Source organism: Streptomyces sp. JNUCC 64 (assembly GCF_054484115.1).
The window spans coordinates 3,595,148-3,619,287 of record NZ_CM137015.1 but is presented as its reverse complement, the minus strand read 5'-3'; the positions used below and the strand labels follow the sequence as shown (position 1 = coordinate 3,619,287).

The window sequence follows — 24,140 nt, the reverse complement described above, 5'->3', positions numbered from 1 at the left end:
GGAGGGGTGTTCACCGCCGTGAACCCCCTCCCCCAGCGGGGCGCCGGGTTTCAGGCCCTGAGACCCATGCGGTGGGCCAGTCCGCGCAGGTCCCGGGCGGCGTGGGAGGGCAACTGGCGGTCGAGGAGGCCGGAGACCGTCTCGCGGACCAGCGCGTTGGCGTGGATACGCTGCGGGGCGGCCCGCTCGGCGGTCAGCAGTTCGGCGACCGCATCGGCGTCCCGGCCCCTCATGTGGGCCAGCGACCGCCCGAGGTCGGCGTGGAACGCGGCCTCCCGCCCGGGAGCCTTCAGGACTGCGGGGCGGACGCCGTGCCGGGCGGCGACGGCCGCTCCGTGCAGGCCCAGGTCCGTGTTCAGGCTGACCTCGTGGATGCCGACGTTCGTCGGGCCGAAGTTCAGGTGCCACGCCTTGGTCTCGCCGGTGCGCACGGCCAGGTCGGCGGCCTCGGAGAGGTGCCCGGCCACTTCGCGGGCGCGGTCGGCGCCGGAGCGGCGGACGTCCTGGGTCAGACAGGTCGCCCGGATCAGGTGCAACTCGCCCAGCAGGGCGTGCGCTTCGAGGCCCGAGAGGTGACGTTCGACTTCGTCGGCCGCTTGGTCGGCCCGGGCCAGCGCCTGGGCCGGGCTACCGGCCGCCATGAGGACGTGCGTGTGGAAGAAGCCGGAGAGCGCGGTGTGGACCGGGTCGTCCAGTTCGGCGATCGCCTCGGCGGCGCGGGTGACGGCGATGAACGCGAGGTCGGTGTATCCGAGGTTCTTCAACAGCAGTGTGCAGGCGGGGTGGTAGGCGTCGGCGAGCAACCGCAGCAGCCGTCGGCGCTCGCCGCCGTCCGCCGCCTCGACGGCGGCGTGCAGGTCGGAGAGGAGGACGGGCAGCCCGGTGGCGACCTTCCCGTATTCGGCAGCGTGGTACAGCCGGTTGGCCTCTCCGACCCGATCGGCCAGGACGGAAAGCGGCGTGCCCGGGGTCGGTCGGTCCGGTGGCGCGGTCATCGTCATGCCCATGAGCGCCAGACGCAGGGCCGGGATCGCGGCGTGGGCGGATTCGGCCTGCTGCGGACCGGCCGGTGCGAACGGCTGCCCGGTCAGTTCGGAGGGCGCCATCCGGAGGGCTTCGGCGAGGGCGGTGATGTGCCCGGTGCGGTCGAGGTGCCGGTGCCCGTTCTCCACCATCGACAGGAACCCGGTCGACAGCCCCGACAACCCTGCCAGGGTGCGCAGCGAGACGCCGCGCTGCCGACGGGCCGCCCGGAGCCGCTGCCCGATGTGGTCCTCGGGGAGTTCGCTCATCAGCACCGCCCGGGTTCGATGGATTGGTCCGTAGCGTACGGCGAAGACCCTTGTGGACAGGGCGCTTTCAGGTCATGCGGCGGGTCCGGCGGGAGGGCGGGGCGAGTCCCGCCCGTTCGGCGATCGGGTGGACGGCGTCGGCCACCGCCGGGGTGTCGGCACGGCTGGCCAAGGCGGAGAGCAGTTCGCGGGCGAAGGGGTCGAGGCGTACCCGTAGGGGTGCGATCGCCTCGGCCTCGACCAGGTCGGCGGCGGCTCGGACGGTGTCGCCGACCCGCGCGGCGGCCCCCGCCGAGATCAGCAGGACCTGGGCCTGTTCGACGGGGCGGAGCGCGGTCCGGGCCGCCGCCGCACGGGCGTACTCGGCTGCTTCGTCCGGGGCGCCGTACTCAAGGGCGGCGGCGGCTCGGGCCACTGCGAGGGTGGCCGAGTCTCGCTCGTCGTGGGCGCGTCGAACGGCGGCGGTCAGCAGTCGCTCGGCCTGCTCGCGTCTCCCGGCTATGGCGTGCGCGAAGGCGGTCAGCGCCGACAACTCCGCGTTTCCACCTGCGGTGTGCTCGGCGCGGGCGGCACGGGCCAGGGCGTACTCGGGCGCACCCAAGTCGATCAGGAGCCGGACCTCTTCGAGCAGTACGGGGAGCGTGGCGGGGGCTCCCGGACGGGCGCGGTGGAGGAGCGTCCAGCCAAGGTCCCGGTACCCGAGCCGCCGGAGGAGTCCGGCCGCCAGGACGTGGGCGTGCACCCGGAGTTCCTGTGCCCGCTCGTCGCTCGCCGGGGTGGGGAGCAGGGGAACGACGTGGTCCGCAGCCCGGATCAGTTCCGGCAGGGCCAGGGCCAAGGCGTGCTCGTCGCCTGTTTCCTCGGCTGCGACGGCGGTTCTCAGGAGGGCGGCGAGGTCATCGGCGGACTCCGTCGTCCAGGTTGGGGACTGGGGTGGTTTTGCGAGGTGGCGGCGCAGGTGGAAGGCCACGGCGCGGACCGCCGCGTGCTGCTCCCCCGTCGGGGAGTAGGGCTGCCCGGTGAGCTCCGTCGGATCGATCCGCAGCGCGTTCGCCAGAGCGGCCAGCACGCCGCGACGGTCCACCCAGTCCTGGCCGGTTTCCCACCGTGAGACGTCTTTGGTGGAGACGCCAGTGTGCTCGGCGAGATCGGCTGGGGTTAGGCAGCGGCCCACCCGCCAAGCGGACAAAAGGGCGCCTATCGGCCCTCCTGTGGGAGCCTTGTCTGGCTTCCGTATCTCTGGGCTGCTCGCAGAGCCCACTGGTCAGCTCCTGTCTCCCGGGACAGGTCCACGCATCCCTGGATGCGAGACCTGTGTGCATCCTTCCCAGGAAGCACAGTAGTCACATCGCAAGGCGTGAGCCGAATGGCCTTGATTATTTTTATGCCCGACGGGCTGCACGCTAATTGCGTCTGCCTTGTGTGGGGATTATGGGTAATTTTCTGAATTTACCATTCTGTTCTCTGTGGGCCCAGGATGGTGGTTGGCTGCAGTGGCCCTGAAAGCGGTTGCCTTTCTTGCTTACCGGGCGTGAGCGAACTGGACAAGGAAAAGGGCAACGAGCGGCGGTGGAGGAGGCTTTGCCTTGTGGGTGTTGGCCCAGGTTCGATTCCAGTGTGGTGCTCTATGGCCTTCTGATCTGTAGCCCTACGTGGACCGGGTCATTGACGGCCTAGCGGCCACGCATCGCGTTCCTGTGGCTGCCACTGCCCAGTATTGGCCACTGTGGTTTGCTGTACTTCGCTGCTGTACAGCCGAAGCCCGCTCAGCCTGGCCAAAGGGCCCATCGTCCGGGCTCGATCTTCACCATAACCAACGACGCGACTTGCAGCCTTTCCGGCGACCAGGCCCTTGTCGCCCAGGTCGTCCAAGGCAGCAGCATCGTTCGTGACCATGGCGATGGTTCCACCCTGCGCCCTAATCCCCTTCTGCCCACTCGTCGAAGAGCGCGGCAGTGATGGCGCCACACTGAGCCACGAGCTGAATAAAGCTGGAGATGTCATGCCGAGGGAAGTAGAGGGGGACGACACCAAAGAAAGGCTGAGACAAATCCACCTTGGCCATGTCCACATTGGGAGGCAGATTGTAATGCATCAACATATTACGAAAAGGCCTGGCCTTCCGATCCAGGATATCCTGTACTGATTCCAAATTCATGATGCGATCGGCGATCGCAGCGGAACGCGCGGCGAGCCGATAGGATGGATCTTCCAATAGAATATGCACACTGCGCAATACCTGATAAAGTGAAAGGTATCCGATTTTGAAAGCCGTGTAGTCGAGGTGGCGGCGATCAACGCCAGACGTCATGACGATTTCGGCGAAATTGAGCATTGCGCGGAAGGTTGTGAGTATTGCATTCAGCTCGGGCGTGTCTGGTCCGTTGAAGACCTTGCGGTAGTACTTACTTGCGCGCACATCGCGTGACTCATCCAGGACCGAAGCGCTCAACGAAGTTATAAAGGTATCCGCCCCCTGGTCATCTAGACTGGCCCCCAAGCCTGAGAAGTAAGATCCGTACTCCGCAAAGACTGCTCGGATGTGCGATCCACCCTCATCGGCGAGCAGTTCGTTCGGCTCAAATCCGAGATGGAACGTCGCAGCGTGGGTTGTTGTTACTAGTCGCCCGCCATAGCTATACAGACCGAGATCGGATTCCAAGAAGCGAGCCAGCGGAAGCCACGTTTTACCAAGGAACTTGGCGGAATGTGCGGTGAACACCTCGTCTCGAAAATACGAAATCTGCCCCTCGATGCCTCGCTTGGTGTCTTCGAAAAGCTTCAATGAATGGCGAGATCGGGCACTAACGGCGACTGTATCCTTTTCGAATACTGCAGTGATGTTGGCATCGACCTTCCTCGCCTTCTGTAGAGATTCGTGCATGACGAGCGAGAAATATGGCGCCATGCAGAAGGCCAACACGGAGTTCAGTGAATCGTCGCCGTGGTGCCTCACGTCTCGAAAGTAGCGACCGAAATAGTTCGCGTCGCTAAAGATTCCAGACCATATTACGGCAGCCTGCATTTCCGTCCCCATGGAGCATGACTATGTCAGCAGGTTGGCACGCTGTCGATACTATTTGGCAAGTGCGGCCCTGCCCCGGCCGTCTCGCCTCCGGAGGGTGCCGGTCAGCCTGCTGGGAAACCGCCTGTGCAGGGCAGGAGGTGAGAATTGAGGCCAGACCACGCCGTGGCCGGGTGCTGGCTTCCATCAACGGCCTTCCCGCATCCGCTTCAGCAGTTCGATGCACCAGCCGCCAGGCAGCCCCCGAGGCCCTCGCGTCGGGAGTCGTGGGCGTTCAAAGCGTCCTGTGTACCCCATTGGTCAGCAGGCGATGTCAGACTGGACGGGCCGCTGAGGCTCCTCTGGGATCATGGGGCAGATATGGTCGGACTTTAACGAGGCCTCGTACAGCGTGGGTAAGCATCGGACATGAGGGAGGGGCAGGCCGTGGCAGAGGGTAACCCTGATCTGAGCGAGCTCAGCCGGGTATTCGACGAGATCACCGAGAATCCGGTCACAGGGGAAGTGGTAATGAATTTCCGTGATGGCCGGGTAGTGGGATTCAACCTGGGCGCTGGCGATCCAGGCAGCGCACTCAGGAAAGTCTCCTACTGTTTTTCTAGTGGGGTAATTCGCCTAGAAAGCGTGCGTGGAGATCGTTTTGAGGTGGACCCGGAGGGGGCAACTCCTGAGTCAACCCGCCCTCCAGTCGTTTACTTGGATCAATGTCACTGGAGTACGCTATGTAACTCTATTTTTGACCGCGCTCGGGTTCGAAATGAGAAGGACCTTGAAGCTGCAGAGCTCTTGATTGCATACGCTGAGGCAGGGCGTGTGATCGTCCCGGTGTCATCCGCCCACGCCCTTGAGACCTCGGCACTGTTTGACGAAAGGCGCCAGAATCTCGCGTCTACCATCCTTAGGATTTCACGGGGATGGCAGATGCGGAGTCCTGTAGCGGTGCGAAAACATGAGATGGGTCAAGCGCTTTTGGAAGCGTACTCAGCTCGCGCTGCTCTACCTGAACTCGACGTCTTTAGCCTAGCTGCTGGCGCTATGGACACGAAGGAGCATGTCACCGAAACGTTTGATCTTCCGCCGGGCTTGTCGAAATTGACCAACAGGCTCACGGCATTCGCTAGCATTTACGACGTCCTTATGAATCCGGAGAGAGTTCCGTCCCCGACTGTAGGCTGGCATGAGTACTTCAATAGGGTCGCCATGGATCCAGAATTTCAAGCGCGATCGCCCAGGCAGAAAGCGATCGATGGGCGAGCCTTGGCTATTAGTGATGTGGTGTCAGAAGGTGTCGCTGCGGCTCACAGTTTGGGTATTCCAGTAGGGGAACGGCTGGCTGTTGAGCTTTTTGACCGAATCGATTCCATGCCCTCACTTCGGGTGTATGGGGATGCGATTGGTCATCGGCTGGCTATCCGTGCTAGGTGGGAACCGAATGACCTTATTGACATGCTCTATTTGGGGTGCGCTGCCGCGTATGCCGATGTGGTGGTGGCTGAGAGAGTGGCCACAAACTACCTACAGAGTTCGTGGAGGGGTGGGAATCAACCATGTCCAGTTGTAGCAAAACTCCCTGACGCCGTTGAGAAGGTTTCGCATCTTCTGGGTTAATGGGCCTTTTTCGGCCTGCTTGTGATGTAAGGCGGCTGGGCTGACAACGTGGTGAAGCCCCTGGTGGGTGGGTTTTCGACTTCCTCACGGAGCAACTGCGTCGCCACCGCCACGCGATCGGCTCCCGGTGGCGATGCCTGAGCGCTGGCCGTCAGTCCCTGCTCACCCTCGCCCATCTGCGGATAGGACACACTTATGCCCAGCTCGCTGCCGGGTTCGGGCCTACCGCTATGTCACCGAGGCGGTCGACCGCCTCGCCGCGGACCAGCCGTTCTGCTCTGGCAAACACAAGAAACACGGGATGCACGTGCAGATCATCGCCGACCCCTTCGGCCGACTGCTGTAGGCCTCACTGGCCCTGCCCGGAGCCGTCCACGACATCCGCGCGGCCCGCGAACACGGCATCATCGCCACCCTCGCCGAGGCAGACATCCCGTGCGGGGCCGACAAGGCATACCGAGGCTCCGGCGGCACGGTCCGCATCCCATGCTGGGGAACGGTGGGAAACCCTGTCGGCAGGCCAGCAGGCCGTGAACCGGTCCCACTTAAAGATTCGGTCCCTCGTCGAACGCCGTCGCCGCCATCCTCAAGTCCTGGCAGCTCCTGCGCAACCGCAGTGCTCGACCACCCGCATCACCAGCCTCGTCCAAGCCGTCCTCACCCTTCATCTGACCAGCTCAAGGCGAGGATGGAAAAGGCTCAAGGGGTGAGCCCGAGGTATCGCCACCGTCCACACCCTTTCGGTGGCCTCGTGCTGTCTCGCGACGCCAGCGTCCCTGCTGGAAACTGGCGTGAGCGATGCGTGAGCGGACGTCGTGGCACGAGGTGTCATGCGCGGGATCGGCCATGAGGCCGGGTGACGCTGATCAGGTAGAACAACACCACCCGGCAGCGCCAGGCACCCCTTGGCACGAACCCGAACCCTCTTGTAAAGCGAAGGTCGTCGGTTCGAATCCGACAGGGGGCTCCGACGCGCACCCCCGAGCCGGCCTCCGCCCCGGCTCCGGCGGTCCACCTACGGCCCCGGACCTCGTCCGGGGCCGTTCGCGTGGGTGCGGTGCGGTGCGGTGCGGTCCGGCTTCGGTGCGGTCCGGGACGATCCCGGACCGTCCTCCCGGGGTGCCGGCTGCGGCCACCGTCACTCCGTAGGGCACGCGCCCGAGCCCGGCGCGGCCGGTACGGAAGGGGCGTCCCGTGCGCCGTGATCCGGACGCCGCTCGCCGGGTGGAGGGGCGGCACCGGTCGGCGGTTCGTTCCCGGGGGCCTGAGGGTCCGGGTGCGGGCCGTCCTGTCCGGGTGCGGGTTCGTGGTCCGGTCAGGCGCTGTCGAGTCGGGTCAGGACCTCGGTCGTCAGGGTGTCCGCGGTGTCGAGGGCGGTGGCGAGTTCCGACGGGTGGGGGCCGGGGAGGGCGAACAGGGAGTGGGCGCGGGCGGCGAAGTCCGGGGGCGCGGCGGGCAGGGCTCCCGCCGAGCGGACCGCGCCCTTCTCGTTGAGCAGCCAGCGGCGGGCGTCCGCGTGCAGGGCCTGGACGAGGAGGCCCACCGCGCGGAACAGGCATCCGGAGACGTGGAAGGCGTCGCCGCGGGCCGCCCCCTTGCGGGCACCGGCCAGGGTGAACGGGGCCTCCCAGCGGGCGTTGTCGATCAGGGCCCTCCGCAGCGGCTCCGGGTAGTGACGGGTCTCCTCCCGCAGGGCCGTCAACTCGCCGTACGGGTCGGCGAGCAGACGTCCGGCGGTCACCTCGCCCACGTACGCGTGCGAGTACACCCCGAGGGGGTGACCGGCCTGGACGCCCACCTCGAAGCGGCCCGTCCGGCACTCCTCCCAGACGCGGCGCACCCGGTCCAGGTCGCGGTAGATCCAGTCCACCGGCTGACCGTCGACGGTCAGCCACGCGCCGCCGTCCACCCAGGGGCCCCAGCCGCCCGGTTCCGTCACCTCCACCGGTGCGCCCGCCAGCCCGGTGGCGAGGCGGCGCAGTGCCGAGGTGTCCAACGGCTTCCGGTAGTAGAGGCCCAGGTCGACGTCCGAGCCGGGGCCGTGCGTCCCCGTCGCCCGGCTGCCGCCCAGGCACACCCCCACCACGCCCTCGACCTCGGCCAGCCGGTCCGCCATCTCCTGTACGCGCTCTTCCACGTGCCCAGTCTCCCTTCTGTTGTTGTCCTGCCGGTTCTCTCCCCCCTCGCTCGGCTGCGGCCCGGTTCGTCGTCGGGGCGGTGGCTGGATCGGGGCTGTCGGTTCCGGGAGGTTCCGGATACTTGGGGGGACGGGAGCGGGCGGCGGTGCGCGGGAGGTTCGGGGATGGGTGAGCGGGGCGGTCAGGGGGGCGGGGGCGTTCGGGAGTGGTTGCGGGGGTTGGAGGTGTTCGCGGGGCCGTTGGGGGAGTTCGAGACCGATGCCGCGCCGGGTGAGCCGGTCGCGTTGTTCCTCGACTGGTTGCGGGAGGCGGTGGCGGCCGGGGCGCCCGATCCGCACGCCATGACCCTGTCGACGGTCGGGGAGGACGGGTTGCCCGACGCGCGGGTCCTCATCCTCAAGAACGTGGACGCCGGGGGTTGGCAGTTCGCCGCGCACCGGGGCAGTCCGAAGGGGCGGCAGCTGGCCGCGCGGCCCGGGGCCGCCCTCACCTTCTACTGGCCGTCGCTCGGCCGCCAGGTCCGGGTGCGCGGCACCGTCGTGCCGGAGTCCCCGGAGAACAGCGCCGCCGATCTGCTGGCCCGTTCGGAGGCGGCCCGTGCCGAGGTGCTGCTCGGGCGCCAGAGCCGCCCGCTGAGCGGGGCCGGTGAACTCCACCGGGCCTTCGGGGAGGCGCTCGCGCGGGTCGAGGCGGATCCCGGGCTGGTCAGCCCGGAGTGGACCCTCTTCACCCTCGTCGCGCGTGAGGTCGAGTTCTGGCAGGCGGACAAGGGGCGGGCCCATGTCCGGTTGCGTTATGAGCGGGGGGAGGTGGGCTGCTCCGGCGGTGGTTCGGGTGGTTCGGGCGGTTCGGGCGGTGCGGGCGGTGCGGGTGGGGTGTGGGGGCGGCAGTTGCTCTGGCCCTGAGGCGGTGGCGTCCGGGTGTGTCCAGGACGGTTCGGGGCGCGGTCGGTGCGGGCCGTGTGGTCCGGGGGTCAGGTGCTGAGGTGGGTGGCGATGGCGTCGGCGCCGCCCCGTTCCAGCCAGGCCGGGAAGTCCAGCAGGCCGGGGTGGCGGCGGCGCAGCGCGGGGACGTCCGCCCGCCAGATGCCGCGTGGGTCGGCGAGGGCGCGCGCGGCGCGGTCGGTCAGACCCGCCCGGGCCGCCGCCCCGGCGTCGGCCTGCCGGTAGGTGACCTCGGTCCCGTGGTGGCCGCGCCGTCGGAGGTGGTGGGTGATGAGCCGTGCCGTGGCGTCGGAGGTCAGCTCGTCGCCCGCCAGTTCCAGGGCCTGGCCCAGGTACCCGGCCGGGTCGGCGAAGGCCCGCGCCGCGAAGGCGCCGATGTCCGTCACCGCGATCAGCTGCACCGGGGTGCCGGGGGCGAAGAGGTGACGCAGGACGCCGTCCGCGTCGATGCCGCCGAGCGGTAGTCCGGGCAGGGCGTGGTTCTCCATGAACCGGACCGGGCGCAGCACCGTGGCGGGCAGTCCGAGCGCGTCGATGTGCTGCTCGACGGCCCGTTTGGTCTCCCAGTAGGGGATGCCGGTGTCCCGTTCGGCGCCGCCGACCGAGGCGAAGACCAGATGGCGGACGCGGGCGGTCGCGGCGGCGTCGGCGAGGTTCCGGCCGCGCCGGACCTCGCGTTCGCCGTCCAGGTCGTCCGGGGTGACGGCGAAGACTCCGTGGGCGCCGGTCAGGGCGGCGCGGAGGCTGTCGGGACGGTCCAGGTCGCCCTGACGCAACTCGGCGCCCATCGAGGTCAGTCGGCGGGCCGCCGGGGTGGTGGGGTCGCGGACCAGGGCCCGGACCGGCCAGCCGTCCGCCAGTAGACGAGTGACGGTCGCGCCGCCCTGCCGGCCCGTGGCGCCGGTGACCAGGACGGGGGCGTCCCGCCGTCGGGCGGTCGTCGTCCCGGCTGTCGGGAGCGGGGAGGCGGACGGGTCTTCGGCGGGGTGCGGCACGTTCGGCCTCCATGGGGTGAGAGGGGTCGCGAAGCGGCCCCGGGCCTCGGCGGCGTCGGTAAGGTGAGATCGCCTCGGAAATATATCGAGGCAGCCTCAACTTATCCAGAACGCTTGTACCGTACGGGAGTTCGGCCATGGTCAGCGATGTCCCCCCGGCGCGTCGGCGCCCCCTGCGCGCGGACGCGCGTCGCAACTACGAGAGGCTGCTCGTCGAGGCGGAGGCCGTCTTCACCGAGCACGGCGCGGACTTCGCGCTGGAGGAGATCGCCCGCCGGGCCGGGGTGGCGGGCGGCACGCTCTACGGGCACTTCCCCACCCGACGCGCCCTGCTCGGGGCGTTGCTGGGCGACCGGACGCGTGCCCTGGCCGAAGCCGGTACGGTCCTGCTGGACGCTCCCACGCCCTTCGGCGGGCTGGTCGACTGGACCCGGCTCGCCCTGCACCACACGGTTCTCTACCGGGGGCTCGCGCCGACGTTCATGCGTGCGATGGAGGACGAGGGCTCGGAGCTGCACGCCGCCTGCCAGGCGGTGCTCGCCGCCGTGGACGCCCTGGTCGACCGGGCGCGGGACGCGGGGGAGGTGCGGCCGGACGTCACCTCGCGGGATGTGTTCGCGCTGGTCACCGCCGCCGCGTGGGCGGGCGAGCAGGGGCCCGCCGGACAGGGGGAACGGTTGCTCGCCTTCACCCTGGACGGGTTCCGGACCCTGGACGGCCGCCGGGTGTCGGACCGGCTCCGGGTGTCGGCGGAGGGGCGTGTGGTGTCCGGCGGGCAGGTGGGGACGGGGGCGCGTCCGGTGTAGGGGGCGCGTCCGGCCCGCCGGGGCTGGCGGGTGGTGGGTCGGTGCTCGTTCCCGGTCGGCCGGTGTCCGTTCCCGTGTCCGTTCCCGGTCGGGCGGTGGCGGTTCCGGGTTGGGCCGGTGTCCGTTCCCGGTCGGGCGGTGGCGGTCGCGGGCCGGGGTGGTGGGTCGTCGGTGGTGTCCGTTCGTCCGGTGGCGGTGCGCGTGGTCCGTCAGGGCTGGGGGAGCGGGTGGAAGAAGGGGCCGTCCGGGGGGAAGTGGTGGGCGCGGAGGGCCCGTTCCTCGTCGTCGACCGTGAGGTAGGTCCACATCCACTCGGTGAAGGACTGGTCGGACTCGGTGTACCCGGCCTCTTCCCCCGGCCCGTCGATCACGCCGATCCGCCATCGGTCCGACGCGTCGCGGGGGACGCGGAAGTACGGGGTCTGGCCGGTCGTCGCGTGGCCCCAGGGGAAGAGCCGGCCCGGTCCGGTGCCGAACCAGTGCGGGCGCACCTCGTTGCCCGGGCGCACCTCGTTCGCCGGGGGCGCCAGGGGCGCCGGGCGCGCTGAGGGCGCGGGGTCTTCCGGGGCGCCCGGGTCTTCCGGGGGGTCGGCCCAGAGGCCGGGCTCCTCCCGGATGGCGTCGCCGAGGTTGAACCACGTGGTCGCGGGGTGGAAGACCGAGAGCTGGTCGTTGATCAGTACCGGCCCGTAGGCGTCGGCGAACCGGCGGAAGTCCTCGGGGAAGCGGGCGCCCGTCTCCCGTTCGAGGGTCCGCCACGGCTCCGGGTCGGAGGACAGGAACCCCGGTTCGCCCAGGAGCTGCCGGAGGTCTTCGAAGGCCGGTCCGGGGCTCATACGGTGCTGCCTTCCGTCGGTGGTCCGGGTGGGGCGGGGGAGAGCGCGGCCACGGTCGGTTTCACCCTCCCGCGCTCCTCGCGGAGTCCAGGAACCGCAGACCGGTGAGGCAGTCGTGGAGGATCTGGGTGAGGGACCGCTGCTCGGCGATCTCCAACGCCTGCCACCAGTGACTCCTGGCCTGAGTGGTGTCGCCGAAGTGGAGATGGGCGCGGGCGAGCGCCTCCAGCGTCTCGGCGACGTGGTAGTCGTTCCCGATCTTCCGCGCCAGCCGCAGTGACTCGTGAAGGCAGGCGAACGCCTCTTCCCTGCGGTCCTGCAGACGGAGTGAATCCCCCAAGGTGGTCAGGGTCGTGGCTGTGTCCTGGGGCCTGTCCTCCCCGCGCCGGTGGGCCAGGGACTGTCTGAAGGCGTCCTCCGCGGCCTCGGCGTCGCCGACGGCCAGGAGCGCGGTGCCCAGGGAGTGCAGATGCGCGGGCGTGGGTTCGCCCCGCTTCAGGCGGAAGACCTCACGGATCGCGGCGAGTCCCTCCTGCGCCTGCCCGTTCTGGGCGCACACCAGCCCGTAGCCGCACAGGGCACTGGCCTGGAGCTCCGTCTCGCCGATCCGCTCGTACAGGTCCACCGCCTGGGCGAGATGGCCGACGGCCGTCTGATTGCGGCGTGCGGCGCCGTGGGCGGTACCGATCATGTTGTGCATGTGCGCCTGGCCCCGGAGGGAGCCCACGCGGACCGCGGTGGCGAGCGCGTCGCCCGCGGGCCCCTCCCACTCCCCGGCGGCCCACCAGTGGGCGTGCACCCAACCGGACAACCCGTGCCCGATGCCCCAGGCCAACTCGGGTCGCGAACCGGCGGAGGCGGTACGCACGGCGGCGGTGAGTGCCGGGAGTTCCTTCGTGATCCACGCCAGCGCGCCCTCGGCGTCGTGGAAGGCGGGCAGCGCGGCGGAGGTGTCCGGTGCCGGGTCCATGACGAGGGCGCCAGTGGTGACCATGGCGTTGGCGGCGTGGAGCGCCGCCGTGTACCACTCCACCAGCCGTACCAGCGCGTCGGACTGCCGACGGGATTCGGCGTCCTTTCGGCCCTCGGTGTTCCCCACGGCCCGGGGCCCCGGTGAAGGCCCGTCGGGCCTCCCGTCGCCCTCGCGGTGTTCGGCGGCGAGTTCGGCGGCGAACTCGCCCAGCAGGTCGTGGAAGCGGTAACGGCCGGGGACGGGATTCTGCAGGAGGTGGGCGTTGACCAGGATGTCGAGCAGGTCGAGCGTGTCGTCCACGGGAAGGCCCAGGAGCGCGGACGCCGCCTCGGCCGTCAGGGGATGGGAGGGCCACAGGCCCAGGCACCGGAAGGCCGCGGCCGCGTCCCGCTCTTCGGCGCGGTCGCTGCCGTCGAGGGCCTGATAGCTCATCAGGAACACCTTCCGCACGTCCAGGTGGTCCAGTTGCAGCGCGCTCAGCCGACGGCCCTTCTGGTGGAGGCGGTCGGCCGTGAGCGTGATCGGTCGTGAGCCGTGCTGTGAGAGGCGTGCCCCGACGACGCGGAGTGCCAGGGGCAGGCCGACGCAGGCGGCGAGGATCCGCTCGACGGCGACGGGCTCGGCCGACAGCCGGTCCGCCCCGCAGATGGAGGTGAGCAACTGCCGCTGTTCGTCCGCTCCGAACGGCTGCAGATCGATCCGACGGGTCGGAGCCAGTCCGGTCAGCGCGTGACGGCTGGTGATGACGACGGCGCTCGGCCCGCTCCCGAGGAGCAGGGGCGTCACCTGTTGTGCGTCACGCGCGTTGTCGAGGAGGAGCAGGACCCGGCGCTCGGCGAGGGTCGCCCGGTACAGGGCCGCGAGGTCGTCGGTGTCCTGGGGGAGCGTCCTGGCGGGTACGCCGAGGTCGGTGAGGAACCGGGCGAGCAGATCGTGGGCGGGACGGGGGGACCCGGCGCCGAACCCCCTCAGATCGGCGTAGAGCTGGCCGTCGGGGAAGACGTCACGGGTGCTGTGGACGGCTCGTAGGGCGAGTGTCGTCTTGCCCATGCCGCCCATGCCGGAGACCACCACGAGCGTGGGCCGGGCCGCGCTCGGCCCGGTCCGCAGATGCTCCGTGAGCGATGCCAGTTCGGCGGCCCGCCCGGTGAAGTCGGCTGTGTCGCGGGGCGTCTGGAACAGGGGGACGGGGGCGGTGGCGCCGCCGGACGGGGGCGGAGCGGGCACCGTCACCTCCGGGACCCCGCCGCCCGCCCCCGGTATCCGCCCGGCGACGGGAACGGGGCCGCCTCCCGGCTCCGAACGGCGCTCCGGCGGTGCGGCTTCCCGACCGTCCAGCGCGGTGTCCCCGGCGAGGATCAACCGGAACGCCTGCTGGGCGGCGGGCGTGGGGTCGATGCCGAGGTCGTCCGCCAAGGCGACGCGCAGCCGGTGGTACGCGGCGATGGCGTCCGCGGTGCGGCCGTCGTGGTGCAGCGCGGTCATCAGCTGGAGGTGGAACGGTTCGTGCAGCGGATGATCGGCCGCGTGACGTGCGAGATCCGCCGTCACCTCATGGGATCTGCCGCTCCGCAGATGAGCCTCGAAACGGTACTCCAGGGCCTGGAGGCGCAGCTCCCGCAGATGCGCCACCTCGGGGGTGTCGCGGAGCGTGTCGAACTCCGCGAGCGGGTCTCCCCGCCACAGGTCCAGGGCGGCGGAGGTCTCCTGACCCAACACGTGCCAGTCGTCGGCACGCCGCGCGGCGCGCGCCCGTTCGAGTGCCGCCAGGAACAGGTCCGCGTCGAGTTCCTCCGGACGCACGTCCAGGAGGTAGGTGCCGCCAGCGGCGTGCAGACGGTCCTGGTGAGGGCCGAGAGCGGTGCGCAGCCGTGCGATGTGGTTGTGCAGTGACGCCTGCGCGGTACGCGGTGGGCGGCCCTCCCACACGGCTGCCGACAGACGTTCCACGGTGACCCGCTGCCCCGGAGGAAGGAGGAGCCGTGCCAGCAGCACCGCAGGCTTCGCACCTGGTATCCGTCGGCGCTCGCCCGCGAACTCAAGGCTCAGCTCACCGAGAATCCCGAATCGCAACAACACAGACCCCCCGAGTACACAGCGGCGCTCTTCGTCCATGGTCATGTGACAGCGCGCTGTTGGGGCCATGTTAGAGAGGCGTTGTCAGCGGTCGGGAGGATCGGGCTCAGACGGCGGCGAACGGTCCGCCGTCCCCATCCCAGCCCCTGGAGCGGACTGTGAGAACCCGTCCCGTCATGACCCTCGTCGCCGGCTTGGTGGCCCTTTCGGCCGTCGTCGCGCCCAGCGCGCTGGCCGGAGGCAACTGGAGCTACGGCATCTCGAAGACGGAGCTCACCAACGGAACCCTGTGGACCAAGATCCAGACCGACCGGAACTACCCGGGCACGCAGCCCAACGGGGAATGGTGGTGGGAGATGTACGAGAGCTTCGACAAGCGGAAGGGCGGTGCGATCACCGCGCAGTTCGGCTTCAACTACCACGGCCACAGCTACAGCAAGGGCTGGTTCACCCAGACCGCGGGCACCACGTCCAATGAACGTTTCGACGGACTCGGCTTCAACGACTGCTCGCACGTCGTCGGCTGGCTGGCGGTCAGCGGCCAGGGCACCTTCTACAACGCGCCGGTCACCATCTGCTGACGCCGTGCGGCCGGCTCACCCCGGTGGGCCGGCCCCCGCCTCCCCGACCGGTCACGTCCACAGGAATGCCTGCCATGATCGAAGCCGCATCCGGCGCGAACCCGGCCCTCCTGGCCGTCTTCGCCTTCCTCCTGCTGATCGCCGCGCTCCTCTCCCGGACGGTCGCCCGCCGCTCGGGGCGGCCCTTCCTCCCCCTGCTGGGAGCCGGGGCGTCGGCGGCCCTGGTCCTGGCGGTGACCCTGACACCGGTCCACAGCGGGGCCCCCGCCGCCCGGGTGTGCACGTTGCAGCAGGACAGCGTGGGGGCGGTGCTGGCCACGCAGGGCCTGCTCAACATCGCCCTCTTCGCTCCCCTGGGGCTCTTCGCCACCCTGGCCACCCGCCGTCCCGTCTCCGTTCTCGCCGGATCCTTCCTGCTCTCCGGCGGCATCGAGGTGGCACAGGCGCTCGTTCCCGGTACGGGGCGTCTGTGCGACAGCGCGGACTGGCAGAGCAACGTCCTCGGCGCCGCGATGGGATGTCTGGCGGGCGCCCTCCTCGCACGCGGCCGTCAGCGGACGGAAACGGGGCGGACCCCGCTGATGACGGGCCGGGACGTGCGCCGGGGAGCCTTGCTGGCGGTGGTCGGAGCCTGTGGGCTGGCGGCCGTGGCCACCCCCACGCTCGCGCTCACCGTGGCGGAAGCCAACCTGGGGCACCGGGCCAGTCCGGAGCAGACCGCGGCGGCCACGAAGGCGGTGCGGGAGTTCTTCGGTGACGGCGCGGAGCCCACCCGCATCGGATACAGCCCGGGCCGGAACTCCGGCCCGGGCCGGGTGGAAGTCGGAACCGCTCAAGGCGGTCTCACCCTGGAGTGGCCCTCGGGCCAGGTCACGGAAGGACAGTTGCGGGCGGTGTCCGTCGAGCCGGCGAAGGGCCAACGGCACGCCGACGCCCGCTACCTGCGGATGGCCACGGCCTTCGCCCGGACCCACTTCCCGTGGGCGCTGCGGGACAGCCGCAGCACGGTGCACCCGGCCGGCGGCCCCGACTCCCAGGCCAAGGCCGTCCAGTGGCGCACCCGGGTGGACGGCGTCCTCATGCCCATGCGGCTCGACGTCGTCCTCGGCGGGGACGGCGCCGTCCTCAGCTTCTCGGCCCGGGCCACCGCTTCCCCCGAGCTGCCCCGTGCCACCGTCACCCGCGAGGCGGCCCATGCCACCGCGCTCGGCACCCATCCGGGCGGACGCGTGACCAGCAGCGAGCTGGTCGCCCGCCAGGACGAGGCGGGGCGATGGCGCCCGTGCTGGATGGTCGCGTTCGAAATGCCCGGGGACGCGCCTTCCTCCGGCACGGGGACCGGAGGTCCGGGGACCGGCGGATCGGGAACCGGTGGACCGGAGAGCCGGATGAGGGGCGTCATCCTCGACGGCATCACGGGAAAGCCCCTGCCCCCGCCGTCGGCGCTCGGCCGCTGACTCCTCCCGGGTCCGTCTCCCCCCTTCCCCTCTTTCCCCCCAGCCCTTCTGTCCTGTCCCCGCCCACGCGGCCCGGACCTTAGGTCTCCGGGCGCGCCCGGGCACCACCAGCACCGTGAACGGAGCATCACATGAAGCACCTCATCGCCAAGGCGGGCGCCGCCGCCGTCGGCACCGCCCTGCTCGTCGGCGGCCTGCTCGCGACCGCCGCGCCGGCCAACGCCGCCTTCACCGACTGCCCCTCCGGCGCCCTGTGCGCCTGGCTGTCGCCGAACGCCGGAGGAACCCCCGGGACCGTGTACGGCGACAACGCCAATCTGCTGCAGTACAACAAGTTCAACAACGCGGAGTCGGTGGTGAACGCGGGGGTGACCTGCAACGTCCGCATCTACGCGGGCACCGGCTACACCGGCGCGTCCGATCTCCTCGAACGCGGCTACGGATACGGCGACCTCAGGAACACCCCGTGGTTCCGCAACATCGCGTCGAACAACTGGTGCGTCTGAGCCGTACCCCGGCCGGCCGACTCGCCCTCGGTGCCGTGGCCGTGGCCGTGGTCGCCGTCGCGGGATGTTCCGCCGCGGGGGCGCCCGGCCACGACCCCGTCGAGGGGGCTGACGTCCGGCCGCTGTCCGGGGTCACCCACTTCTCCCACGAGTCCGGGGTCCGACTGCACGACCGGGTCGAGGAAGCGGTCGCCACCTGCATGTCCGGGCGGGGCTTCAGGTACACACCGGTGGTCGCCAACGCCTCACCCCGTTCCGCCGGGACCAACCCCTACGGGCTGCTGACCCCGGGGGCCGCCGCGGCCGACGGGTACGGCATCGTCGGCGAGTTCCTGCACCGGAGGCGGAATCCGTCCCCCACCGGCGCGGTGCCGCCCGGGCAGGACGGCGAACGCCACGAGCGGTGGAAGGAGTCGCTGCTGGGGACCCCGGACCGACGCGTGAGCGAGGTGCTGCCGGACGGCCGGACCGTGGAGTACTCCCCCGACGGATGCGCCTTCCGGGCTTCCGAGGAGGTCTACGGGCCGGGCTGGGGCGTGCTGCGGGCCTCGGTGGAGCAGCTCTCCGGACGGGTGCTCAAGGGCGTCGAGAACGACCCCGCCTACCGGGCGTCCGTGCGCCGCTGGTCCGTGTGCATGGCCGACGCGGGGCGCCCGGCCCCCGCGTTGCGGACGCTCCGGGACGCGGTCGCCGCCCGCGTCGATGACGCCTCCGGGGACCTGGAGGCGTTGAAGCGTCTGGGCGCCGCCGAGATCGCCGACGCCACCGCCGACGCTTCCTGCCAGCGGGAGGTACGCCTCGCCGAACGGATCGGGGAGATCCAGAACAGGCTGGAGCCGGGCTTGCTCAAGCCGGAGGACCGGCGGCTGGTGGACCGGTTCGACGCTCTCAAGCGGGCGGCCCTCCAAGCCGTGTCACGGTCGGCACCGGACGGTGAACGCGCCGACGGTCCGCCGGAGTGAGCCCTCTTCCCCGGAGACCGGCGCGCCTGACCCAGGGGAGCGGCCGCGCACCGACCAGCGGCCCCGTCCGGACGCGGGAGTCCGGCCGTCGCCGACGGGCGGACACCGTGCACCGTACCGGCACTCCGACGCGTCCCGCTGGTGGGCCGGTACGGTGCCCCGACCGCGTCCCGGTCGGGGCGACGACCGGCCTCAGGCCGCCTTGAGGGCGGCGATCTCGCCCACGCGTTCGGCGAGCCGTCCCGTCGTGCCGACCGGGGCGTGGCGGCGCAGCACGCCCCGCAGGGTCCGGAAGTGGCCGTCCGCCCGGGCGCTGCTCACGTGCTCGTACTCGTCGAGGAACCGGCCCCAGCTGTGACACGCCGCGTCCAGGTGGCCGAGGGCGAGCTGCCGTCCGGCGAGGACCGCGTAGGCGTGGGCGCGGCCCTGGCGCTCCTGTGCGGGCTGGTGCCGGATCGACTGCTGGAGGACCCGGATGCTGCCCGGCAGGTCCCGTTCCTCGTGCAGCACGTGCGCCACGTGGAACAGCCACGCTGTCCGGTCGTAGCCGCCGATCGCCTCCCGTCTGCTGTCGGCCTTGGAGAGCGCCACCTCCGCCTCCCGCAGCCGTCGGTGCGCCAGCGCGCGGTCGCCCGTCATCGCCGCCGCGTGCGCCTGCTGGCCGCGCAGGAACGCCACCAGCCGGGGGGCCGCCGTCGGGGCCGCCTCGGCCGCCGAGTCGGCCAGTTCCAGCGCCTTGCGGCCGTGGCCGAGGTTCGACGCCTGGAGGGACATCCCGCGCAGCGTGCGGCAGTAGGTCACCTGGTCCTCCGCCTCCCGGGCCAGATTGAGGGCCCGTACGTAGTACTGCTGACCCATGCCGTGGGCCTTCTCGTACATCGCCATCCAGCCGGTGAGGTACGCCAGGTCGGCCGCCGCGGCGAGCATGTCCTTGCGGACCGGTTCGGTCGCCTGGGCCTTGAGCCAGGGCCCGACCGTGTTCACGAGGAACGCGGAGGCCATGGGCATGGCGTGCGCGGCGCCCAGTTCGTCGAGGATGTCCGCGATCCGCTCGGTCATCGTCCGCACCGACCAGACCTGGGAGGCCCCGATCCGGACGGTGCGGTGACCTGGGCGCCAGTCCGCCGAGGGGCGGGAAGCGGCGTGCGCGGGTGTGAACGCCGGGAGGGCGAGCGCCGCCGAGAACACCGAGGCCGCGAGCACGCCCCGGCGGGACGGGTCCATCGTCGCCCGGCCCAGTTCGATCAGTTCCTCCACCACGTCGCCGCCGGCGGCGACGCCCGGCTCACCGGTCGGGACGGGGCGCGCGGCGGGCGCCAGGCCCGCCTCGGCATGGGTCACCGGCCGTCCCAGCCGGGCCGACAAGGCTTCGACGATCAGTACTCTGACCTGCGGTCTCGGTGCCGTCCCCGCGATCCAGTGCGCTACCGCCGTCCGGTCGTACGTCAGGCGTAAACCCGCCTGCGGTCCCAGCCGGTTCACCTGCTGCGCGAGCTGCGTCCGGGTCCATCCGGCCTCGTCGAGCAGCCGGGCGAGGCTGGGATTGGGAGTGCGCTTCCTCGTGGCCATGACCTCAACTCCCCGTGCCGATCTGGGTGTTCACGGTATTCACGGTCCCACTGGTCTCCAACGGTACCGGTGAACACCGCCCAGACGGTTACCTCTTGCACGGACATTGAAGACCATCCATCGACATCGATCGACACTGAACGAACCAGTCCCTTGGAGAACAGGGTGAGCGGCACCAGAACAGTCGGCCTCGGGGGCGCGCGTGCGACGGCGGACGCGGGGGCGCGCCCGGGGGCGGCGGGCGCGGTGGTGGAGGGCGGGTGCGCGGTCAGTTTCCTGCGCACCTCGCGTAGGGACGGGGCCCTCACGGAACGCGACCGCGCGCGGCCCGGACAGGTGCGCCGCATCGTCCGGGCGCAGTTACGCCACTGGGGGCTGGACGACCTGGTCGAGACCGCGCAGCTGGTCGTGAGCGAACTGGTGACCAACGCGTTCCAGCACGGGCGCGGCGAGGAGGTCGGCATCCGGCTCGGCCGCGCCGGGCGCACGGTACGGATCGAGGTGCGCACCGGGTCGGTCGGCGAGCCGCTGCCGTTCCCCCGGGCCGGGGGGGCCGGAGGGTCCGGTGTTCCGGGGGCTGCCGCTGTGGTGTCCGGGGCTTCCGGGGCGCCCGAGTCCCCCGTGGTGTCCAGGCCCTCCGCGGGGCCCGGTCCTTCCGCTGTGAACGTGAACGGGGGCGGGGGTGGGGACGGGGGCGCCTCCGGTCCCGTGAACGGTCCGGTTCCCGTGACCGGTCCGGTGAACGGCTCCGGGCCCGCCGGGGGCGGCGGGCCCTTCGGCTCGGCCGTGGTCACCGCCCGCCCCGGGCCGCGTCCCGGCGTCCGTCCAGGTCGGCGTCCCACTCCGCGCGAGGTGTTCACCCGGACCCCGTCCCGTCCGGTGCCCCGGACCGTCCCCGGTGCCGCCCCCGTCCTTCCGCCGCCGGTGCCCGGTCCGCTCGCGGCGCCCGATCCGCTGGCGGAAGGGGGACGGGGACTGACCCTGGTCGAGGCGCTCGCCGACGGGTGGGGCGTCCAGGACGGGGGCGCGGTGGTGTGGTGCGTGCTGTCGTCGTCGACGGGGGACGACGGGCGGGGGTGACGGGCGGGGCGACCGTCCGGCCCGCCGACGCCTTCCCCCGTACGCGGACCCGCCGTTGCCTCGTCCGTCCCCGTTCCTGTCCCCGTCCCCGTTCCTGTTGCCTCGCCCGTTCCCGTTCCGTCCCCCGTCCGTCTCTGTTCCCGTTTCCGTTCCCCCGTCCGTCCGTCTCCGTTGCCCGTTCTCGTTTCCGGGGGTCGGTACTGGTGGGCTCTCGTATTCAACCGTCGCCGGTTCTCCGAGAGTCCGACTGACTGATTACCGTGTGTGATTGCTGGCGGCGTACGGCCGCGCGTCCCGCCGGTCTCCTTGAGGAGGTAGCCGGTGTGCGCGACCGGTGCCAGCCCCGTCGTCTGTGGTGGGCGTGCGCGTCGGCCTGCCCAGCCGGACCGGATGCGGTCGGTCAGCGTCTGACGATCCGGTCGAGGACGGTGGCGATGGCGGACTTGAACGCGTCGCGGTGGTGGAGGGGCTGTGCGGGCAGTTCGCTGGTGGGGCGCACGCCGCGGTCGGCGAGGATGTAGAGCAGGCGCAGGGTGCGCAGGCAGTTGCTGATGTGGGCGGGCACCGGGACGCTGATGCGGTCGGCCCCGAAGCGGTCGGCGATCGGGTCCAGCCAGCCGACGGCGTCGTGTTCGCTCAGGTCGGTGCGGGTGAGGACCTGGGCGATCGCCCGGGCCAGGCGGTCGTCCTCCAGTTGGTCGTAGACGTGGTCGGTGGACGCCGTCAGCCGCGCGGCGGCGAGGTCCAGCATCCGCACCGGCGCCACCTCGGGGTGGCGGCCGAAGCCGGCGAGCAGGTCCGCGCCGTGGGCCACCGCGTGCAGCCAGCCGAGTGTCTCGTCGTGGCCGCGCAGATCCCGCTCGGCCGGGTACCAGCGCTCGAACGCGATCACCCAGTCGGCCTTGAAGTCCCCTGCGTTCACCAGCATGTTGAGCACGAGTGGGGCGAAGGTGCGGGCCTCGACCCGCGGGTCGGTGAACCGGACGGCCATCTCGTCGCCCAGCCCCAGCCGTCGGGACCTCCCGATCACGCCTCGGGCGATCCAGGTCGCGAGGACGGTGTGGGGCGCGCCGTCCCGGACCAGTGGATCGGGATCCGCCAGCGCGCGGGACAGCTCGCGGACGAGGTCGTCCATGGGCCGGTCGGCGGGCACGGCGCAGTCGGCGGCCTCGACGCTCTTCCAGTCGATCATGACGGGCAGAATAGGTTCTTGCCATTGCCGCACAGTCGGATTCTTATGACTGGCACGGTGTCAGCAGCGAGGGTGCGGCGGTGCCGTTGTCGCTGGACCGCGACGAGGCCATGGCGCGGCCGGGACGGGGAGTCGGCGGTCGGCGCGCGCACGGGCGGAGCGTCTGCGCGCGCGTGCTCCGCCGACGCCACGGCCCTGCGCCCCACCGGCAGGAGCCCTCCCCGCACGCGCCCCTCGGAAAAGTCCGGCAGCGGCCCGGAGGGGCGGGCGTCCAGCCGGTGCGTCGCGGTCGGCGGACTGCCCGGCACCGGCCCCTGGGTCAGTCGGCCGGTGCGCGGGCCGAGGGGCCCGGTCGCTCAGGTTCCGCCGGGTTTGCCCGTCGAGACCAGCAGGAGGACGGACGAGCCCGGTGCCACCGGTTCCGCGCCGCCCCGGGGCTGACTGCTGATCACCTGCCCGGCGGGAGCCTTCCAGTCCGTGTGCCGCATGATCGTGCAGCTCAGTCCGAGTCCGCGCAGCAGGCTTCCGGCCTTTTCGACCTGCATGCCGGCCAGGTCCGGCAGCGCGATGCCCGCTCCCGCGGTCCGCTCCCGCTCCTGTGCCGGAGTCGGATCGGCGCTTCCGCTCCTGGGGCTGCCGGTGGCGAGCGGGGTGCACGCCCCGTTCGCCGGTGGGGACAGGGACGGGGACGGGGAGGCGGCGGGCGCGTGCGGCGCGGGCTTCAGCGCGAAGAACCCCACCGTGGCACCCGCCAGCACGCAGCACGCCGCGGCGGTGCCGAGGAGCGCCCGGCGGGTGCGGCTGCGGCTGACGGCTCGCTCGATCGCGGCCGCGTCGACGACCGGCGCCGTCGGCCCGTCGGCGAAGGAGGCCACCGCGGCACGCAGCTCGGCTTCGATGCCCGGCTCGAACGGGGCCGGTCCGGACGACGTGTTCCTCACTTCGTACCTCCGAAAGCGGTCGACGGCGTGTGCGGCGCCCGGGCGCCCGGTACGGAATCGCGCAGCTTGGCCAGGCCGCGGGCGAGCTGGGACCTCACCGCACTCGAAGAGATGTCCAGGACGTCGGCGACCTGCCGGGCGTCCAGATCGTGCAGGTAGTACAGGACCACCACGCTGCGCATGCCCATCGGCAGCCCGAGCAGTGCCTCGATCAGTTCCGCGCGCAGCTCCACCTGCCCGAACCGGTCCCGGGGGTCGGCCGTCTCGGGCACCCCCGACAGCCCGGGGCGCTCGCCCAGGCGCGACAGCCGCCGCCAGCGGTCGTTGGCCAGGTTGACCAGCACTTTGCGTACGTACGCCTCCGGCGAGTCCGCCACCGCGACCTTCCGCCACTGCCGGCACGCCCGCTCCAGCGCCTCCTGCACCAGATCCTCGGCCACGTGCACGTCACCGGTCAGCGCATACGCGGTGCGGAACAACGCTCCCGACCGCTGTGCGACGAACTCCGTGAATCCGATGCCCGGACCGCTCCTGCGAAACCTCACCCGCCGACCTCCTCTCCTCGTCCCGTCCCGATCACTGCCCCCATGACGACGGAACGGGGCCGAGTGCTGCACCGAGCCACCGGCAGTGACGTGAATCACAGCCGGGACGGAAGGGTGTCCCAGGATCTCGCGCCGCTGCCGCCCGGGGTGCGGGCGGGGCCCGGCGAAGCGGAGGGCCGCCGGGCGGGCGGCCCGCGGTCGGCCGAGAAGCAGCGGGTGCCGGACCACGTCCGGCACCCGCTGCCGGGAACGGGGGGCCGTCCCCGCAGGCGCGGGGAGCAGTCGCGCATCCGGCGCAGCGCCTCGTCGGCCTGGGGGCCATCCCCGTCCGCGCCGGGGCGCCGTAGAACGCCCCGTACCGGGACGCCTGCTCATCCGTCAGAAACTCGACCGGCACCCCGGACCTCCAGGCAGTTGATCAACACGACCGCCGAAGGTTCAACCACCACGGAACCGCAGGTCAACGGGCTCCGGAGAGCACGGAGGGCTTAGCGCCGGTTTCGTTCCGATGTTCCTCGGCCCCCTTTCCCGGTCCGTCGGTCCGTCGGTCCGTCAGCCCGTCGAATCAGGTGAAAACCTGTCGGATGGCGTTCACCTCGGTAAGACTGGGAGGT

19 protein-coding genes, 1 tRNA gene and 1 pseudogene are annotated in these 24,140 nt (G+C 71.1%); 10 read left to right on the top strand and 11 right to left on the bottom strand.

The window, feature by feature from the left end; translation table 11 throughout:
- Positions 1-50: 50 nt before the first annotated feature.
- From ACVWNX_RS14690 to ACVWNX_RS14680, 3 genes are all read right to left on the bottom strand, one after another.
- Positions 51-1,292 (bottom strand): helix-turn-helix domain-containing protein, encoded by a 1,242-nt coding sequence (locus ACVWNX_RS14690; RefSeq protein ID WP_454414374.1) that lies wholly within the window; start codon positions 1,290-1,292, stop codon positions 51-53.
- A 67-nt stretch (positions 1,293-1,359) separates the two neighbouring features.
- The gene (locus ACVWNX_RS14685) at positions 1,360-2,553 is read right to left on the bottom strand and encodes a helix-turn-helix domain-containing protein (RefSeq protein WP_454414373.1); all 1,194 of its coding nucleotides are present in this window, start codon (positions 2,551-2,553) and stop codon (positions 1,360-1,362) included.
- A gap of 657 nt (positions 2,554-3,210) precedes the next feature.
- On the bottom strand, positions 3,211-4,248 hold the full coding sequence (locus ACVWNX_RS14680; RefSeq protein WP_454414372.1) for a hypothetical protein: 1,038 nt from the start codon (positions 4,246-4,248) through the stop codon (positions 3,211-3,213).
- A 477-nt stretch (positions 4,249-4,725) separates the two neighbouring features.
- Between ACVWNX_RS14680 and ACVWNX_RS14675 the strand changes: the two genes are divergently transcribed.
- The 3 genes and pseudogenes from ACVWNX_RS14675 (at position 4,726) to ACVWNX_RS14665 (ending at position 6,892) form a co-directional block, all read left to right on the top strand.
- Positions 4,726-5,925 carry a hypothetical protein gene (locus ACVWNX_RS14675; protein WP_454414371.1) on the top strand — a complete coding sequence of 400 codons (1,200 nt, stop codon included), beginning with the start codon at positions 4,726-4,728 and terminating at the stop codon, positions 5,923-5,925.
- A gap of 95 nt (positions 5,926-6,020) precedes the next feature.
- Positions 6,021-6,635: pseudogene (locus ACVWNX_RS14670) on the top strand (transposase family protein).
- Between the two features lie 188 nt (positions 6,636-6,823).
- A tRNA-OTHER gene (locus ACVWNX_RS14665) sits at positions 6,824-6,892 on the top strand.
- A gap of 348 nt (positions 6,893-7,240) precedes the next feature.
- On the opposite strand, the gene ACVWNX_RS14660 is transcribed toward ACVWNX_RS14665, so the two are convergent.
- Entirely contained in the window at positions 7,241-8,041 is an 801-nt protein-coding gene (locus ACVWNX_RS14660; protein WP_454414772.1) for a nucleotidyltransferase domain-containing protein, read from the bottom strand.
- A 186-nt stretch (positions 8,042-8,227) separates the two neighbouring features.
- On the opposite strand from ACVWNX_RS14660, the gene ACVWNX_RS14655 reads away from it, so the two are divergent.
- Positions 8,228-8,968, top strand: coding sequence for a pyridoxine/pyridoxamine 5'-phosphate oxidase (locus ACVWNX_RS14655; protein WP_454414370.1), 741 nt, complete (start codon positions 8,228-8,230; stop codon positions 8,966-8,968).
- Between the two features lie 68 nt (positions 8,969-9,036).
- Here the strand turns inward: ACVWNX_RS14655 and ACVWNX_RS14650 are convergent, their stop codons facing one another.
- Complete coding sequence (locus ACVWNX_RS14650) at positions 9,037-10,002, bottom strand: NmrA/HSCARG family protein (RefSeq protein WP_454414369.1); 966 nt, start codon at positions 10,000-10,002, stop codon at positions 9,037-9,039.
- A 137-nt stretch (positions 10,003-10,139) separates the two neighbouring features.
- Between ACVWNX_RS14650 and ACVWNX_RS14645 the strand changes: the two genes are divergently transcribed.
- On the top strand, positions 10,140-10,808 hold the full coding sequence (locus ACVWNX_RS14645) for a TetR/AcrR family transcriptional regulator (RefSeq protein ID WP_454414368.1): 669 nt from the start codon (positions 10,140-10,142) through the stop codon (positions 10,806-10,808).
- 209 nt (positions 10,809-11,017) lie between these two features.
- Here ACVWNX_RS14645 and ACVWNX_RS14640 read toward each other — a convergent pair whose 3' ends face one another.
- Both ACVWNX_RS14640 and ACVWNX_RS14635 read right to left on the bottom strand, forming a co-directional pair.
- Positions 11,018-11,644 carry a hypothetical protein gene (locus ACVWNX_RS14640; RefSeq protein ID WP_454414367.1) on the bottom strand — a complete coding sequence of 209 codons (627 nt, stop codon included), beginning with the start codon at positions 11,642-11,644 and terminating at the stop codon, positions 11,018-11,020.
- Positions 11,645-11,705: 61 nt separating this feature from the next.
- The gene (locus tag ACVWNX_RS14635; RefSeq protein ID WP_454414366.1) at positions 11,706-14,690 is read right to left on the bottom strand and encodes an AfsR/SARP family transcriptional regulator; all 2,985 of its coding nucleotides are present in this window, start codon (positions 14,688-14,690) and stop codon (positions 11,706-11,708) included.
- A 161-nt stretch (positions 14,691-14,851) separates the two neighbouring features.
- Here ACVWNX_RS14635 and ACVWNX_RS14630 point away from each other — a divergent pair, with 161 nt between their 5' ends.
- The 4 genes from ACVWNX_RS14630 (at position 14,852) to ACVWNX_RS14615 (ending at position 18,199) form a co-directional block, all read left to right on the top strand.
- On the top strand, positions 14,852-15,274 hold the full coding sequence (locus ACVWNX_RS14630; RefSeq protein ID WP_454414365.1) for a hypothetical protein: 423 nt from the start codon (positions 14,852-14,854) through the stop codon (positions 15,272-15,274).
- A 74-nt stretch (positions 15,275-15,348) separates the two neighbouring features.
- Positions 15,349-16,731 (top strand): VanZ family protein, encoded by a 1,383-nt coding sequence (locus tag ACVWNX_RS14625; RefSeq protein ID WP_454414364.1) that lies wholly within the window; start codon positions 15,349-15,351, stop codon positions 16,729-16,731.
- A gap of 131 nt (positions 16,732-16,862) precedes the next feature.
- Positions 16,863-17,237 carry a peptidase inhibitor family I36 protein gene (locus ACVWNX_RS14620; protein ID WP_454414363.1) on the top strand — a complete coding sequence of 125 codons (375 nt, stop codon included), beginning with the start codon at positions 16,863-16,865 and terminating at the stop codon, positions 17,235-17,237.
- Positions 17,198-18,199 carry a hypothetical protein gene (locus ACVWNX_RS14615; protein WP_454414362.1) on the top strand — a complete coding sequence of 334 codons (1,002 nt, stop codon included), beginning with the start codon at positions 17,198-17,200 and terminating at the stop codon, positions 18,197-18,199. Before ACVWNX_RS14620 ends, ACVWNX_RS14615 begins: the two co-directional genes overlap by 40 nt.
- Before the next feature lie 192 nt (positions 18,200-18,391).
- On the opposite strand, the gene ACVWNX_RS14610 is transcribed toward ACVWNX_RS14615, so the two are convergent.
- Complete coding sequence (locus ACVWNX_RS14610; protein WP_454414361.1) at positions 18,392-19,768, bottom strand: hypothetical protein; 1,377 nt, start codon at positions 19,766-19,768, stop codon at positions 18,392-18,394.
- A 165-nt stretch (positions 19,769-19,933) separates the two neighbouring features.
- Between ACVWNX_RS14610 and ACVWNX_RS14605 the strand changes: the two genes are divergently transcribed.
- Positions 19,934-20,848: an ATP-binding protein gene (locus ACVWNX_RS14605; RefSeq protein ID WP_454414360.1), complete on the top strand. Its 915-nt coding sequence runs from the start codon at positions 19,934-19,936 to the stop codon at positions 20,846-20,848.
- A 400-nt stretch (positions 20,849-21,248) separates the two neighbouring features.
- On the opposite strand, the gene ACVWNX_RS14600 is transcribed toward ACVWNX_RS14605, so the two are convergent.
- The 3 genes from ACVWNX_RS14600 to ACVWNX_RS14590 all read right to left on the bottom strand — a co-directional run bounded on the left by ACVWNX_RS14600 (position 21,249) and on the right by ACVWNX_RS14590 (position 23,499).
- Positions 21,249-22,040: a DUF2785 domain-containing protein gene (locus tag ACVWNX_RS14600; protein ID WP_454414359.1), complete on the bottom strand. Its 792-nt coding sequence runs from the start codon at positions 22,038-22,040 to the stop codon at positions 21,249-21,251.
- A gap of 356 nt (positions 22,041-22,396) precedes the next feature.
- The gene (locus tag ACVWNX_RS14595; protein ID WP_454414358.1) at positions 22,397-22,981 is read right to left on the bottom strand and encodes a PASTA domain-containing protein; all 585 of its coding nucleotides are present in this window, start codon (positions 22,979-22,981) and stop codon (positions 22,397-22,399) included.
- Entirely contained in the window at positions 22,978-23,499 is a 522-nt protein-coding gene (locus ACVWNX_RS14590; RefSeq protein WP_454414771.1) for a SigE family RNA polymerase sigma factor, read from the bottom strand. The genes ACVWNX_RS14595 and ACVWNX_RS14590 overlap by 4 nt, the downstream gene beginning before the upstream one ends.
- Between the last annotated feature and the right edge of the window lie 641 nt (positions 23,500-24,140).

Bases quoted from the DNA above. Each gene is read 5' to 3' on its own strand.
- ACVWNX_RS14640 (WP_454414367.1), bottom strand. From the start codon at position 11,644: ATGAGCCCCGGACCGGCCTTCGAAGACCTCCGGCAGCTCCTGGGCGAA.
- ACVWNX_RS14610 (WP_454414361.1), bottom strand. From the start codon at position 19,768: ATGGCCACGAGGAAGCGCACTCCCAATCCCAGCCTCGCCCGGCTGCTC.
- ACVWNX_RS14660 (WP_454414772.1), bottom strand. From the start codon at position 8,041: ATGGCGGACCGGCTGGCCGAGGTCGAGGGCGTGGTGGGGGTGTGCCTG.
- ACVWNX_RS14675 (WP_454414371.1), top strand. From the start codon at position 4,726: ATGAGGGAGGGGCAGGCCGTGGCAGAGGGTAACCCTGATCTGAGCGAG.
- ACVWNX_RS14690 (WP_454414374.1), bottom strand. From the start codon at position 1,292: ATGAGCGAACTCCCCGAGGACCACATCGGGCAGCGGCTCCGGGCGGCC.
- ACVWNX_RS14655 (WP_454414370.1), top strand. From the start codon at position 8,228: ATGGGTGAGCGGGGCGGTCAGGGGGGCGGGGGCGTTCGGGAGTGGTTG.
- ACVWNX_RS14645 (WP_454414368.1), top strand. From the start codon at position 10,140: ATGGTCAGCGATGTCCCCCCGGCGCGTCGGCGCCCCCTGCGCGCGGAC.
- ACVWNX_RS14625 (WP_454414364.1), top strand. From the start codon at position 15,349: ATGATCGAAGCCGCATCCGGCGCGAACCCGGCCCTCCTGGCCGTCTTC.
- ACVWNX_RS14620 (WP_454414363.1), top strand. From the start codon at position 16,863: ATGAAGCACCTCATCGCCAAGGCGGGCGCCGCCGCCGTCGGCACCGCC.
- ACVWNX_RS14600 (WP_454414359.1), bottom strand. From the start codon at position 22,040: ATGATCGACTGGAAGAGCGTCGAGGCCGCCGACTGCGCCGTGCCCGCC.